Consider the following 14,494-nt stretch of genomic DNA (forward strand, 5'->3'; position numbering starts at 1 on the left):
TCATTTTATGTAAATATATAGACTATTTATAAGAATAAAGGGATAATTTTTTTCTTGCCATTTAGCTGTCTATGCTTTAAAATTTGCCTTAGGGAAACATTTTTATATTCGGATAAAACTTAGTCTTATGAGAAAGAAAATTAGCTTGTACTAAAATATAAAACTATGTTTAAAAGGAGAGGTTCAAATGGAAAAGGATCAGCTTCCCGTTAAAAAGGGACCATTTCAGCGTTTGAAGATGACGTTAGGCGTTGTTGCACTCATTATTATTGCGGCATGTAGTAAGGTGGATAGTTCAGGAAGTGAAGCAACTCGGCCCTCTGCTGACAACAAAATTAACATAGTTACAACGATTGGGATGATTACGAATATTGTTGAGGTTGTAGGTGGGGATGAGGTAGAGGTCAAAGGACTGATGGGACCAGGCGTGGATCCCCATTTATATAAAGCTTCGCATGGCGATATGGAGCGCCTAGATCAAGCGGATATTATTTTTTATGGTGGCTTACATTTGGAAGGGAAGCTCAATGATATTTTTAAAAAATTAGGAAATCAAAAGCCAGTTGCTGCTGTTTCACAAAATATTGATAAAGCTGTGCTTCGCTCAGGACAAGATACAGGTGGGACTGAATTTGACCCTCATATCTGGTTTAATGTAAAGCATTGGATTTCCGCTACTGAAACGGTGCGTGATGTACTGATCAAATATGATCAAGCCAATGCGGAGTTATATCGTAACAATGCAGAAGCCTACATTAAAGATTTAGAGAAGCTAGATACAGAGGTAAAGGAGAAAATTGCTCAAATTCCAGAACAATCGAGAGTCTTGGTTACGGCACATGATGCCTTTGGTTACTTTGGTGACGCTTATGGCATGAAGGTAATGGGGCTACAAGGGATAAGTACTGCGGCGGAATATGGCTCTAAGGATGTAAGTGAGCTCCGTGATTACTTAATCGATAATAAAATCAAAGCGGTGTTTGTTGAATCCAGTATTCCTACAAAATCAATGGAGGCTGTCATTGCAGGCGCTAAGCAATTAGGACATGAAGTAACAATTGGGGGCGAGCTATACTCTGATTCTTTAGGAGAACCTGGCTCAGATGCAGATACGTACATTAAAATGGTTCAACATAATGTAAACACCATTGTAGAGGCTTTGAAATAAGATATAAGACGGATTACTGGGAAAAAGGAGTTGAATCTAATATGGAAACATATCCAATAGAAGTGAAAAATTTAACGGTAGCTTATCAAAAGAAATCAGTGCTTCAATCTGTATCCTTTCAGGTTCCGTCAGGTAAGCTGATTGGAATATTGGGGCCTAATGGGGCAGGTAAATCTACATTATTAAAAGCGACAATGGGACTTATCCCTGTCGTGGATGGTGAAGTTTCAATTTTTGGAGGGACATATCAGCAAAACCGTAAGCAGGTTGGTTATGTTCCGCAGAGAGAGTCAGTCGACTGGGATTTTCCAACAAACGCACTTGATGTTGTTATGATGGGAAGGTACGGGCATTTGGGATGGTTTAAACGGCCTGGTGCACAAGAACGTAAAATAGCGATGGATTGCTTGGAAAAGGTAAGTATGGCTGAATTTGCAGGTAGACAAATTAGTCAGCTCTCAGGTGGGCAGCAGCAACGTGTATTCCTTGCTCGGGCATTAGCGCAGGATGCTAGCTTGTACTTAATGGATGAGCCCTTTGCAGGTGTAGATGCAACAACGGAGAAGGCAATTATACAACTACTGCATGAGCTTAAAAATCAAGGGAAAACCGTCCTTGTTGTTCATCATGATTTATCTACGGTTCGTGAATATTTTGACCACGTTATTTTAATTAATAAAACGATTGTAGCAGCGGGACCTACAGAAACGACCTTCACTAGTGATCATCTGCAACAGGCCTATGGCGGTAGATTAGCAATTCTCAGTGATGTCGTAAATCCATCTTTAGAATCCCCTACAGCACCTGTAGAAGCACCTGTAGAAGTGAGGTGAGAACATGTGGAATACACTTGTGAATTTTATGTTAGACCCAAATATGTTATGGATTTTAATGGGCTCCTTGTTGTTAGGCTTGGGTAGTGGTGTGATTGGTGCATTTACTTTTTTGCGTAAGCAAAGCTTATTAGGCGATACATTAGCCCATGCTGCTTTACCTGGGATTTGCATTGCGTTTATGTTAACAGAAGTTAAATCAATGGGGCTTTTTATGCTTGGAGCGATTGTTTCGGGCGTCATCGCTACGTTAGGGATTCATATCATTACGAAATTTTCTAGAATTAAGCAGGATGCAGCATTAGGCATTACACTCACTGTCTTTTTTGGAGTTGGCGTAGTGCTTATGACTAAAATTCAGCATAGTGGAAGTGGCAACCAAAGTGGACTAGATAAATATATGTTTGGTCAAGCCGCATCCATGATGTTATCTGATGTATATTTAATGGCAGGCATTTCGCTTGTGTTAATCGTGGTTTGTACGTTGTTATTTAAGGAATTTAAGCTGATTTGCTTTGATCCTGCATTTGCTAGGGGATTAGGCTTTAAAGTCGCATTGCTAGAGCAACTGTTATTATTATTTACGGTAATCGCGGTTGTCATTGGCATTCAAGCAGTGGGTGTTGTTTTGGTTGCAGCATTACTTATTACCCCAGCGGTAGCTGCGCGGTATTGGAGTGAGACGTTAGGTGTAATGGTTGTTTTGGCAGGTTTGTTTGGTGCTTTATCAGGTATGGTGGGGACGATGATTAGCTCTAGTGTCTCTAATTTACCTACAGGACCAGTTACCGTGTTGTCGGCAACGGCATTATTCACTTTTTCTTTTCTGTTTGCTCCTGCCAAAGGTTTAGTATTTAAGTGGATGAGGCAAGCAAAACATCGATATGATTTGAAGCGTCAATTAGATGTCGAACCGATCGTATCAACGAAATCAACGGTAGAAAGAGGGGAGCTATAATGAGTGATTTTTGGATTATTTTAACGGGCTCCCTCGTTGCGATTAGCTGTGGCATCTTAGGTTGTTTTCTCGTTTTACGTAAAATGGCGTTAGTTGGGGATGCGATTAGTCATTCTGTATTGCCAGGTATAGCTATTGCTTTTTTAATTGGTGGTTCAAGAGACTCCATGCTGATGTTGCTTGGTGCAGCTATTTTAGGGCTCATTACGGTATTTCTCATTCAATTGTTGCAAAATGGGGGCTTACAAAGTGATGCATCCATCGGGATCGTATTTACGGCATTATTTGCAATTGGCGTCATTATTATAAGCCGCAACGCTTCACAAATTGATCTGGATCTAGATTGTGTATTGTTTGGAGAGATCGCTTATGTTCAGTGGAACACGTTGATTATAAATGGTTATGATATGGGACCTGTGGCCGTATGGATGTTAGGAATTACACTATTCATTATTTTAGTTGTCATTTCTGTGTTTTATAAGCAGTTTAAAATATGCGCGTTTGACCCTGCGCTAGCCGCAGCGCTTGGCATCCCTGTGATGTTATTTCACTACCTACTGATGGGGCTAGTATCCTTGTCGACGGTGGCTTCATTCGAAAGTGTAGGAGCAATCCTAGTTGTTGGAATGTTGATTGTACCTGCGGCGACGGCGTATTTATTAACAGATCGCTTAGGCATGATGATCGTATACAGTTCGTTTATTGGAATTTTAAGTGCTGTAGGTGGCTATTACAGTGCAAAATGGATAGATGCTTCCATTGCAGGTGCGATGATTAGTGTTGCGGGCATTATTTTTGCACTGGTGTTTATTTTATCGCCACGACATGGTTTGCTTGCGCGGTTCAGTAAACGACGTCGGTTAAAATCGGTAGTTGTAGATTAATAAAAATAGCTAATATTGAAACAGCCATTTTCCTTTACTAATAAGTGAAGGAGAGTGGCTATTTTGTTGATGGTACAGGTAATCTAAATGAATGTTAATGTAAGTAAAGCTTGGTGGCTTCCTTTGCTTCATGGTAGAATAAGCTTATGTGATTTTTTTGACTAGGGTTTGCAGCATATGAACGGAGGATGACGACATCTTGAAATACAAATTGTTAGCATTAGATATGGATGGCACATTGTTAAATGACAAACAGGAAGTAACACCTATGACCGCAGAGTGGATACGCAAAGCGATAGATGCGGGTGTTCATGTCTGCTTATCAACAGGACGATCTTTCTATGAGGCCATATCGTATGGTGAACAATTAGGCTTAAGTACGCCAATGATTACGGTAAATGGTAGTGAAGTATGGAAAAAACCATGTGAGCTTCACCACCGTGAAATGATGGATAAAGAGCTAGTCCGGCTAATGGTCAAATTGGGAAAAGAGACAGGCACTTGGTTTTGGGCTTATTCTGTTGAGGGGAATTATAATCAGCGTAACTGGGATGATTCACTTATTGATACACAGCAATGGATGAAGTTTGGGTATAACACTGAGGATCAAGAGGTGCGTCACCAGCTTATTACTACCTTGCAGGATACAAATGGATTAGAAATTACGAATTCATCTCCTTGGAATTTGGAAATTAACCCGAAGGGGATTAATAAAGCGACGGCAATTGAACGTGTTTGTAAGGAATTGCTTGGTATTGAAATGTCTGAGGTGGTTGCCGTTGGCGACAGCTTAAATGACCTAGCAGCGATAAAAGCGGCAGGGCTAGGTGTTGCAATGGGCAATGCACAAGAAACCGTGAAGGAAGAAGCGGATGTCGTTACCGCGAGCAACAATGAAGATGGTATTGCGTTAATTATTCGGGATTATATTTTAAAATCATAGTATCGATAACAATTATAAGATTTATTAGACAAAGTCCCCCTTAGCCAATGTGACTAGGTCGGCACTGTTGAAAGGAAGGATTTACTTGGCTAAAAAGGAGTCATTTGTAAAAGGGACGCTGATACTTGCTGGAGCAGCGTTATTAGTTCGGTTGCTTGGAATTGCGCAACGTGTACCGTTGGAGCACGCTTTTGGTGATTTAGGAAACGCTGCTTACGGGATTGCGAACAATGTATATTTAATGTTATTAACTGTTGCATCTGGCGGAATTCCAAGTACGTTAAGTAAAATGGTTTCAGAGAAATATGCATTAAACAAACCTCATGAAGCGAAGCGCATTTATCATGCAGCTTTAATTTTTTCCGTAATAATGGGGATTGTTGCTACGCTGGGTTTATACATTGCTGCACCGTATTATGCTGCGTATTCTAAAGTACCGCAGGCATCTATAGCTATACGGGCAATTGCACCAGCCTTGTTAATTTTCCCTACGATTGCAATGATGAGAGGGTATTTTCAAGGGCGCGGAAATATGACCGTTTCTGGAGTTTCTCAAATTGTAGAACAGATTTTACGTGTCATTACTGCGATTGGTTTAGCCTTTTTTATGTTGCATTTAGGATATTCAGATGAATGGCTAGCGGCAGGTGCTTCCTTTGGGAGTGTATTTGGAAGTGTTGGGGCATTTGCGGTCATGTTATATTTTGCGTTGAAGCTACGTAGTAAGGAAGCAGATATGCTAGACACAGTTTCGCCAGGACCCAAAATGCCATTAGGCCAAATTTACATGAGTATTTTTAAATTGTCGATACCCATTGTATTAACCTCACTCGCTGTAAGTGCAGTGAACTTTATTGATACAAGTATGGTAAAAGGCTTACTCCTAGGACAAATTGGGGAATTTGAAGCGGAAAAGGCACTTGCTTATCTAGCTTCACGTGCGCAGATGGTGGCAGGGATTCCGCCAATTTTGGCGATCGCATTAAGTACGTCGCTAATTCCTGTTATTTCTGCGGCATATGCAAGAAAAGATAACAAGCATTTAACAAACCAAGTTACTTTAGCGATGAGAATTTCAATTTTAACAGGATTACCGATGGTTATTATGTTAGGGATGGCTTCTTATTCTGTAAATGGATTGTTGTTCAAAACGTTAGATGGCAGTGAAATTATGGGCTTGCTAACATTGATGACGATTTTCCAAATTACAATGATGACTAGTAATTCAATCCTGCTAGGCATTGGCAAACCTAATTTATCGATGGTGCATGTGGGGATTGGCCTTATCGTTAAAATTATCGGAAACTATACGTTATCTCCAGCTTTAGGCATATACGGTGTTATTATTGCAACAGGGTTATGTTTCCTTGTGATCACCTGCTTAAATATTTATGCCATGAAGAAGTTTGTACCATTTAAGCTAATGGGCGATCGTTGGGTTAGCCTAATCATCAGTGTAATTGTGCTTGCAGGTGTAACCTATGGTTTAAATCAGCTAGGGATTCAAATGGTGCACATCATGCATTTCCGTGTCGCCTTTTTCCTTACCTGTATGCTGGTGGGAATTGGTGTATTAATCGTATATCCGATTCTACTTATTATGCTTAACGTCATTCGTAAGGATGAATTGGACAGCTATCCGAGACTGATCCGTAAGCTGGTAAGTCCGATTATGCGCGTGAAATATAGAGCTAGAGGATAAGTTACAGATTGGATTACTAAGCTTTAGCTATATTACAGAGTTTCCAAACGTAAGCTTGGTCATATTCGCGTAATACTCCTTCGTTATATCGCATAACAAAGGGAGCTTTGGTTTGCTAATGGTATGCAGCATCTTGTGATTTATAAACCAATCTTCCTTTGTAATTGGCTCATAAGGGGTATCATGCCAAATATGTAACAGCTTTGGGCTGTAGAAGCGTTGTCCAGCGGGCAACGTTTCTTTTTTATCCCAAGTAAATAATTCAGGTGCATAATCCGCTCTAGAACCGGTATGAGGAACCTGCTCCGCAAAATATAAGGCTTCGTAACGCACATCCTGAAGTCCCATTAAAATTGCATATAAATTTTTGCCAAGCTGAATTCGCTCCTGTAGGCTTGAAAAATCTGATACAGTGCGTCCGGCAAATCGATCGATCATAGCGCTAGAGGGATTCATCATCGGAAATAACGTTTGGTTAAATCCACCCATACTAAACAAATGAAACTTAGCTTTATTACTTACCTTTTTTTGATAATAGGAATTTGTAATGACACGCGATTCAATATAATTTTGTTCATTAATGATTAAGGCGACGGTAAGCAAGGCACTGTTACGATCAATCCAAAATCGTTCCCAGAACGGCTTCATAAATCGTGACACATGAAAATAAGGGAGTAAATGAAAATGGCTAATGCCACGCTCACGGCTTTTCATATATAGCATAAGCTGGGGATAGGCATCTTGAAAAATAAGCGCATTACTTCGCTCTAGAAAACGATAGTACACAGGCTTATCTTCCTTCGAAATAAAATCTTGAATTAATGTGCCGTGTAAATCAGTCATATTCCATCCTGCATTACGAGACACCATATGTGCTAGAAATGCCCAATGTAGCTCGGGATATTGCTGAAAGCATTTAAGATAGCTAGCTGTTCGTGTAATATTACTCATTCCTGCTTTTGCTGTTTCAGCGGCAATTTCCTCAGCCAGACTTAAATCCGCTTCACTCCATGAGGAGGTCTCCACTCGATCGAACTGATCTCGACTTAGGAGCTTTTCTAGCTCCGAAATTACAGTCCTTGCAGAAGCTTCATTCCACTGTAAACTCAATGTTTGTTGTCTAAGCTTGGCAGAGTCAGACCATGCGCCTCTTTTTATACGTAAAGTTTCACCGATAAGCAAAGGAAGCTGTAAAAATAGTTTACTCCATTGCAAGATGACCACACTTTCTGTTTTATACTTTGACTTAAGTTCGTCTTAATTTTTCTTTTTATGCTTAGTATGCCCAGTAGAGTTGACTTCCACTCCCAATTTTGATTGACTAGAAGAATAAAAGTGATAGAGAGGGATGAACAGATATGAAATCCATTACATCAGAACAAGCATTTAAAGAGCAAATTGCAGAACCTACACTAACCGTGGCTGTTTTTAAAGCAGATTGGTGTGTTGATTGTAAGTTTATTAATCCGTTTATGCCTGAGGTTGAGCAAAATTATGCTGATAAGCTAACGATAGTCGAAGTCGATATTGAGCAGGTTGGGGATGTCAGTCAGGAGCAAAACATTTTAGGTATTCCAAGCTTTGTGGCTTACGCCAATGGGAAGGAATTAATTCGTTTTGTAAATAAGTTCCGTAAATCACGGGAAGAAATTGAAGATTTCCTAAACAAAGCTGTTGCAGTTTACAGTAATTTACCTTCATAAGTGATGGGCAAAAGTATAGCTAGTCGCAGAGCCATATGGGTATATAGCATTTTTTGCTGTATTGTAATATTTTATGCTGCTTTAGGGAAAAGTGTATGGAGACCTTTGATTATGTTGCTTTTCCCTAAGGTTTTAATTGAGCTACCTCAAATCATAAATGTAATGAGTACAGTAGCTGTTGGCATCCTTTTAATTATTATTTGGCTCAGCAATAAGGTAAGGAAGGACTTGGTATATTTAACGATTATCATGTTCCTTCTAACACGTGCTTCCTCATGGATGCCAATCACAACACGAATTTATTTGGATCTAATTAACTTTATTTGTGCTGTTTTATTAAGCTTTAAGCTTTACATGGAGGTGTCATCACCGTCTACAGAAGCAGCTAAGCGCCAAGCGTCTACAGGAATTGTAACCACCAATTTTTTTAGCTATGGCTGTTTAATTGTTACCATGTATGCGTATTTTGTTGTTAGCCGCTTGCTGACACATGGATTTGAGTCAACTGTGGTAGAAGGGATTTTATTGTTCGCTGGCGTTGCGATAGTAGGACATTTTGCATTTTGGAGTCATCCAGATGCACCATCCATTCGAAGGTTAGGTATCCTCGTTACCTTGGCGGCCATGTTATATGTAGGGTCCGGTGTTATTATGTATTTTAACCTGTTACACAACCAGCTAATCGTTATTTCTTTTACTCATTTGTTTGCGATCGCATTGGTTTTTGCTTTGTTGTGGGTATTAAGCTGGCGGGTGAATTTTGAGAATTATGATGGAATGAGGGAATAAGCATGCTGCGTGAACTACTTGGTCAACCTCCTCGGGAAAATGAAGGCCTGCTTGCTGACACATTTCTAAATATAAAAGAAACAATTAATTTGCTTCAAAAAGAAATGAATGATTCCAAAGATCCTTCTCATGATTTTCGTAAATTAGAAATTTGGTGTCGGGGCTTGTTATCCTCATTGGATGAGCTAGAGGGATGCTTATTTGCAGCTAAGTTTTTCAGAAATAAGGTCGTAAAAAGCTCGACAGAGGATATGAATGCTGCGGAGCAGATGGACTATGCTAGATATGTTTTCTTTTATAAGGATGGATTTATCCGTGTTTTTTCAATTTTAGATAAGTTAGGTACCGTATTAAATGAATTGTTTGATCTTCATACCTCTAAGATAAAGACTCATTTTTCGTATTTTACAGTGCTTAGACAGTTTGCTTATATGAAAACACATCCTGACCTTGGAAATAAGCTGTTTGCGATAAAGGAGCAATACAAGGAAGCATTATCTGAGTTAAGACGGCGTAGAAACACGGAAATTCATTATATGAATTCAGAAATGAAGGATGATTTGTGGCAACGTCATCAGGCGTTATATGGAAAAATCAAGCTTGAAGACTTGGATTCCCATCTTCATGATCTACAGCAAGGGTTTAACATGGTGTGTGAGACGATGTTAACGACATTTTCATATAGTAATCAACGGTGGAAAAAAGTGAAGGATAATTGAGCTATGCAAAAAATAACAGTTGTATAGGGTATTGCATTTGCATAAAGGAAATGATATATTAAACGTGAAAACGCTTTAGAAACCGCGGTGTATATAAGTTTTTCGAACCTTATTTAATAAAATTAAATATTTCCAATTATAGGCGTGTTACTGTAAATCAGGCAAGACCTAGATTGGGGAGGATAGAAGTTGTTTCTTTCCTGCCCGTCTTAGGTCTTTTTTTGTTGGAATTTTTTAGGGGGGTAAACGATGAATTACAAACAATTAGCAACAGAAATTTTAAATAAAGTGGGCGGAGCCGAGAATATTGAAAGTGTTATTCATTGCTCAACACGATTAAGAATGAAATTAAAGGATACCAAGCTACCTAATGTTGATGAGATTAAGGCATTAGATGGGGTTATGGGGGCACTACATGGTGGGGGACAATTTCAGGTTATTGTTGGGAATGATGTTAGCTATGTGTACAATGAATTAAATAAAATGTTGCCTGAGACAAAGGAAACAGAGGTAGTAACAACCAAGAAGGATCGTAGCTTCAAAGGTTTGTTTGGTAGCTTTGCTGAATTAATTACGGGTATTTTCCAACCGATTATTCCTGCGATTGCTGCATCTGGGATGCTTAAAGCTTTACTATTACTAGTTACAAGCCTTGGCCTTATGTCTAAGGAAGGGCAAATTTATCAGCTTTTAATTATTATTGCTGATGGTGCTTTTTATTTCTTACCGTTACTTTTAGCGTATACAAGTTCGCAAAAGTTCAAAACAAATCCTTATGTTTCCGTAGCATTAGCAAGTGTGCTTGTCCATCCTAAGCTAATTGCTTTACTTGGGAGAGAAACACCAGTTTATTTCGCTGGTTTACCTGTACCCAATGTCGCTTATGCATCTTCTGTGCTACCAGTCATTTTAACGATTTGGATTATGTCTTATGTCGAACGCTTTGCGGGTAAAATATCTCCAAAACCCGTAAAAATATTTTTACAGCCATTAATTGTTATTCTAGTTATGGCGCCATTGTCACTTATTGTTTTAGGACCTTTAGGCAACTATTTAGGTCAAGGCTTATCCACAGGATTATTTTGGGTGCAAGATCAAATTGGTTGGCCTACTGTAGCATTGCTTTCTATCTTAATGCCATTAATCGTTATGTTTGGGATGCACAAAGTATTTTATCCTATTATTTTCGCGGCAATGGCATCACCTGGATATGAAATGTTAATTCATAGTGCAATGCTTTCCTCCAATATTGCGCAAGGTGCTGGTGCACTAGCAGTATGGGTGATGGCTAAGGATGTTAAATTGAAACAAGTTGCGTTACCTGCTGGTATCTCAGGTTTATTTGGAATTACTGAGCCTGCGCTATATGGGGTACACTTACGTCTCAAGAAGACGCTCATTGCATGTATGATTGGTGCAGGAACTGCAGGCGCTTTTGCTGGGTATGTTGGCTTAAAAGCATATGCACCAGTTGGACCGGGTGTAGCTTCACTACCTATGTTTATAGGTGAAGGAAATAACTTTATTTATGCCTTGATCACGTTAGCTATTTCACTTGTCGTAACACCGATTGCCGTATACTTTATCGGTTTTGATAATCCAGAACCTGAATTAGCAACACAAGGAGCTTTTAAAACTTCAACAGTAGAAAAAGAAATCGTTGTGAATAAAGAAAGTGCTGTGAACCATGTTAATCAAGCAAAGACTAGAACGGTTGTGTTTGCGCCACTTGAAGGAGAGGTCATTCCTTTGGCGGAAGTGAATGATGAGGCATTCTCTCAAGAAGCGATGGGAAAAGGGATGGCAATTAGACCTACAAATGGAAAGGTTGTTGCTCCATTTGACGGTGTAGTAGACACCATTTTTAAAACAAAACATTCCATTGGCTTAAGATCCCTTGAGGGTGTCGAGGTTTTAATTCATATCGGTCTTGATACTGTTAAATTAAAAGGACAACATTTCGAGGTTCATGTCCAAGAAGGCGCTACTATTCAGCATGGAGACTTACTGATCGAGTTTGATCTTGAGGCGATTAAGCAAGCCGGTTATGATGTTACAACACCAGTCATTATTACCAATACAGCACAGTACTTAGAAGTTTTAGGTCATCAAAATGAAAGTGTAACAGGGCCCTCTAAGCCTTTAATTACTGTATTGTAGTGTAAATCTATATAAAAGAGGTGCACGAAAGATGAGAAGCGATATGAGAGTAGTTAAAGTCCTTAATGTGAGTGTCATCATAGCTAAGCGACAAGATCAAAAAGAGGTCATAGTTATGGGGAAAGGCATTGGCTTTAAAAGCAAGCCAGGGGATCTCGTCAATCCAGCAGAGATTGAAAAGGTCTATGTCCTTGAAAACGAAGGTATGTCCTCTGAGATGGTTGCATTGATGAGAGAAACTCCTAAAGAGTACTTGATTTTGACAGATGAAATCATATCGCATGCTAAAGGAGTGTTATCAAAGCATCTGAGTGAAACGTTGTATCTTTCTTTGACGGATCACTTGCATATGGCTGTCAAACGATCGCAAGCTAACATTCAAATTCAAAATCGTATGCTGTGGGAGGTACGCAAATTTTATCCACAGGAGTTTCAGATTGGACAATATGGCGTAGCTCTCATCAATGAACGACTTGACGTCCATTTGCCTGAAGAAGAGGCGGCTAATATTGCATTTCATTTAGTGAATGCGCAGCAAACGGATGACAACATGAATCAGGTTATGCTCATGACCAATACAGTTAAAGACATTTTAAATATTATTAAGATACATTATGGGATGGAAATGGATACGATGAGTATCAATTATTCACGGTTTTTAACTCATCTTCAATTTTTTGTGCAGCGTTTATTAGAAAATAAAATGCTTGAGCCACAAGAATTTGATCTTTTACCGCAAATCATTGAAAAGTATCCTGAGGAAGCAAAATGTGTTGAGTCAATTAAAAGCTATATTCATGCTAAGTTTAATAGTGACATGTCTAATGATGAAATGATGTATTTGATTATACATCTTGGAAGAGTTATGAATCGGTCGATTTAAGGAGGATGTAGAGGAATGCAACAAGCAAAAAGAGTTTTTCCTACAGGCTTTATGTGGGGAGGTGCGATAGCTGCTAACCAAGCGGAGGGAGCATGGAACAAAGACGGTAAAGGGATGTCCACTGCCGATATCGCAACGAACAAAAAAAATATAAATAAAAATGACTATAAGGGTTTAAATGCAATCGATGATAATCAAGTCCAACAAGCGATGGTTGATCCATCTGATGCTAATTATCCTAAACGTAGAGGGATTGATTTTTATCATCGTTACCCTGAGGATCTAACGTTAATGGCTGAGATGGGCTTAAAGGTATTGCGTCTTTCGGTTGCATGGACACGGATTTATCCTAATGGAGACGAAGCGCAGCCTAATGAAGCTGGTTTGCAGTTTTATGATTCATTATTTGCTGAAATGCACAGACATGGGATTGAACCGCTTGTCACCTTATCACATTATGAAATGCCGATGCATTTAGTTAATGAATACGGAGGCTGGACATCACGTAAGGTTGTGGATTTCTTTGGTAACTTCTGCAAGACCGTATTTGATAGATATAAGAATCAAGTGAAATATTGGATTACCTTCAATGAGATTGATGGGATCGTTCGTCATCCATTTACGAATGGTGGAATTGTTCCAGATCGCTTTGAGAACGTTGAGCAAGCAGTCTATCAGGCGCTTCATCACCAGTTTATAGCAAGTGCACTTGCTGTTAAGTACGGTCATGAGCTTATGCCAGAGGCTAAAATTGGCTGTATGCTCACGAGCTTGTTACATTATCCGCATACATGCAGCCCTGACGACGTATTAGCTGCACACCGCAATAATGAGTTTAATTTATTTTTCTCAGACGTACAGATTAGAGGGAAATATCCAAACTATATGAAACGTTTTTTCAAAGAAAAAGGAATAGAGCTCCAGCAATTGGAGGGTGATGAAGAGCTATTACAGACCTACAGGGCTGACTTCTTATCCTTTAGCTACTACAATTCTTTTGTGGCTAGTAAGGATAGTGAAGGCTTGGAAAAGGTAAGTGGCAATACGATGGGGGGTGTAAAAAACCCATATCTACCTCTAAGCGAATGGGGATGGCAGATTGACCCGACGGGCCTAAGAATCATTTTAAATACGTTATATAATCGCTATCAAATTCCGCTGTTCGTTGTTGAAAATGGACTAGGTGCGTATGACAAGGTTGAAGAGGATGGGCGTATTAAGGATGATTATCGTATTAGTTATTTTAAATCCCATATTGAAGAAATGCATGAGGCTGTTCTAGATGGTGTTGAATTAATGGGCTATACAGCTTGGGGCATTATTGATCTCATTAGCTATTCCTCTTCTGAAATGGAAAAAAGATACGGGATGATTTATGTAGATCAAGACGATGATGGTAACGGAACATTAGCTAGGATGAAGAAGGATAGCTTTTATTGGTATAAAGAGGTTATTGAGAAAAATGGTTTATAGGTTAACTTTAAATGAACATAACTAAATTTGTTATTATTTTTCTTTTGACAAAATGAGAGAAAGAATCTATACTCAGAAATAAGTTTAAGACAACAGCATATTTTCTTATCGAGAGTGGTGGAGGGAAAGGCCCGATGAAGCCCAGCAACCGATTCTACTGTTTTTGCTTTAACGAGGTAGAGTGTCATGGTGCTAAATCCTTCAAAATCGTATGGATATACGGTTTTGGCAGATGAGAAGGAGAATTTAGGAATTTCAACCCTTCGAATCTTATTCGGA

Annotated in this window: 13 protein-coding genes and 1 riboswitch; of the genes, 12 read left to right on the forward strand and 1 reads right to left on the reverse strand. The window is 39.2% G+C overall.

The window, feature by feature from the left end:
- Positions 1 to 187 precede the first annotated feature (187 nt).
- The 6 genes from ABE099_RS20345 to ABE099_RS20370 all read left to right on the forward strand — a co-directional run bounded on the left by ABE099_RS20345 (position 188) and on the right by ABE099_RS20370 (position 6,488).
- Entirely contained in the window at positions 188 to 1,168 is a 981-nt protein-coding gene (locus tag ABE099_RS20345; RefSeq protein WP_430033418.1) for a metal ABC transporter solute-binding protein, Zn/Mn family, read from the forward strand.
- A 41-nt stretch (positions 1,169 to 1,209) separates the two neighbouring features.
- Positions 1,210 to 2,001, forward strand: coding sequence for a metal ABC transporter ATP-binding protein (locus ABE099_RS20350; RefSeq protein ID WP_430033421.1), 792 nt, complete (start codon positions 1,210 to 1,212; stop codon positions 1,999 to 2,001).
- A gap of 4 nt (positions 2,002 to 2,005) precedes the next feature.
- On the forward strand, positions 2,006 to 2,959 hold the full coding sequence (locus ABE099_RS20355; protein ID WP_430033424.1) for a metal ABC transporter permease: 954 nt from the start codon (positions 2,006 to 2,008) through the stop codon (positions 2,957 to 2,959).
- Entirely contained in the window at positions 2,959 to 3,843 is an 885-nt protein-coding gene (locus tag ABE099_RS20360; RefSeq protein ID WP_430033427.1) for a metal ABC transporter permease, read from the forward strand. Before ABE099_RS20355 ends, ABE099_RS20360 begins: the two co-directional genes overlap by 1 nt.
- Before the next feature lie 199 nt (positions 3,844 to 4,042).
- Complete coding sequence (locus tag ABE099_RS20365) at positions 4,043 to 4,786, forward strand: Cof-type HAD-IIB family hydrolase (protein WP_430033430.1); 744 nt, start codon at positions 4,043 to 4,045, stop codon at positions 4,784 to 4,786.
- An 85-nt stretch (positions 4,787 to 4,871) separates the two neighbouring features.
- Complete coding sequence (locus tag ABE099_RS20370) at positions 4,872 to 6,488, forward strand: putative polysaccharide biosynthesis protein (RefSeq protein ID WP_430033433.1); 1,617 nt, start codon at positions 4,872 to 4,874, stop codon at positions 6,486 to 6,488.
- A 27-nt stretch (positions 6,489 to 6,515) separates the two neighbouring features.
- Here ABE099_RS20370 and ABE099_RS20375 read toward each other — a convergent pair whose 3' ends face one another.
- Positions 6,516 to 7,712, reverse strand: coding sequence for a DUF2515 family protein (locus ABE099_RS20375; RefSeq protein ID WP_430033436.1), 1,197 nt, complete (start codon positions 7,710 to 7,712; stop codon positions 6,516 to 6,518).
- 134 nt (positions 7,713 to 7,846) lie between these two features.
- Here ABE099_RS20375 and ABE099_RS20380 point away from each other — a divergent pair, with 134 nt between their 5' ends.
- From ABE099_RS20380 to ABE099_RS20405, 6 genes are all read left to right on the forward strand, one after another.
- On the forward strand, positions 7,847 to 8,191 hold the full coding sequence (locus ABE099_RS20380; protein ID WP_430033440.1) for a thioredoxin family protein: 345 nt from the start codon (positions 7,847 to 7,849) through the stop codon (positions 8,189 to 8,191).
- A gap of 111 nt (positions 8,192 to 8,302) precedes the next feature.
- On the forward strand, positions 8,303 to 8,980 hold the full coding sequence (locus ABE099_RS20385; protein ID WP_430033443.1) for a hypothetical protein: 678 nt from the start codon (positions 8,303 to 8,305) through the stop codon (positions 8,978 to 8,980).
- A gap of 2 nt (positions 8,981 to 8,982) precedes the next feature.
- Positions 8,983 to 9,699 (forward strand): Cthe_2314 family HEPN domain-containing protein, encoded by a 717-nt coding sequence (locus tag ABE099_RS20390; protein WP_430033446.1) that lies wholly within the window; start codon positions 8,983 to 8,985, stop codon positions 9,697 to 9,699.
- Positions 9,700 to 9,948: 249 nt separating this feature from the next.
- Entirely contained in the window at positions 9,949 to 11,859 is a 1,911-nt protein-coding gene (locus ABE099_RS20395; RefSeq protein WP_430033449.1) for a beta-glucoside-specific PTS transporter subunit IIABC, read from the forward strand.
- A 43-nt stretch (positions 11,860 to 11,902) separates the two neighbouring features.
- Complete coding sequence (gene licT, locus ABE099_RS20400) at positions 11,903 to 12,742, forward strand: BglG family transcription antiterminator LicT (protein WP_430033452.1); 840 nt, start codon at positions 11,903 to 11,905, stop codon at positions 12,740 to 12,742.
- Between the two features lie 15 nt (positions 12,743 to 12,757).
- Complete coding sequence (locus tag ABE099_RS20405; RefSeq protein WP_430033454.1) at positions 12,758 to 14,215, forward strand: glycoside hydrolase family 1 protein; 1,458 nt, start codon at positions 12,758 to 12,760, stop codon at positions 14,213 to 14,215.
- A gap of 102 nt (positions 14,216 to 14,317) precedes the next feature.
- A riboswitch (SAM riboswitch) is annotated at positions 14,318 to 14,454 on the forward strand.
- The last annotated feature ends 40 nt before the right edge of the window (positions 14,455 to 14,494 follow it).

The organism is Paenibacillus turicensis, assembly GCF_050461185.1.
GTDB classification, from domain to species: Bacteria; Bacillota; Bacilli; order Paenibacillales; family Paenibacillaceae; genus Fontibacillus; species Fontibacillus turicensis_A.

Coding starts and splice junctions, on each gene's coding strand:
- ABE099_RS20380 (WP_430033440.1), top strand. CDS start 7,847: ATGAAATCCATTACATCAGAACAAGCATTTAAAGAGCAAATTGCAGAA.
- ABE099_RS20405 (WP_430033454.1), top strand. CDS start 12,758: ATGCAACAAGCAAAAAGAGTTTTTCCTACAGGCTTTATGTGGGGAGGT.
- ABE099_RS20350 (WP_430033421.1), top strand. CDS start 1,210: ATGGAAACATATCCAATAGAAGTGAAAAATTTAACGGTAGCTTATCAA.
- ABE099_RS20390 (WP_430033446.1), top strand. CDS start 8,983: ATGCTGCGTGAACTACTTGGTCAACCTCCTCGGGAAAATGAAGGCCTG.
- ABE099_RS20345 (WP_430033418.1), top strand. CDS start 188: ATGGAAAAGGATCAGCTTCCCGTTAAAAAGGGACCATTTCAGCGTTTG.
- ABE099_RS20385 (WP_430033443.1), top strand. CDS start 8,303: ATGTTGCTTTTCCCTAAGGTTTTAATTGAGCTACCTCAAATCATAAAT.
- ABE099_RS20355 (WP_430033424.1), top strand. CDS start 2,006: ATGTGGAATACACTTGTGAATTTTATGTTAGACCCAAATATGTTATGG.
- ABE099_RS20360 (WP_430033427.1), top strand. CDS start 2,959: ATGAGTGATTTTTGGATTATTTTAACGGGCTCCCTCGTTGCGATTAGC.
- ABE099_RS20395 (WP_430033449.1), top strand. CDS start 9,949: ATGAATTACAAACAATTAGCAACAGAAATTTTAAATAAAGTGGGCGGA.
- licT (WP_430033452.1), top strand. CDS start 11,903: ATGAGAGTAGTTAAAGTCCTTAATGTGAGTGTCATCATAGCTAAGCGA.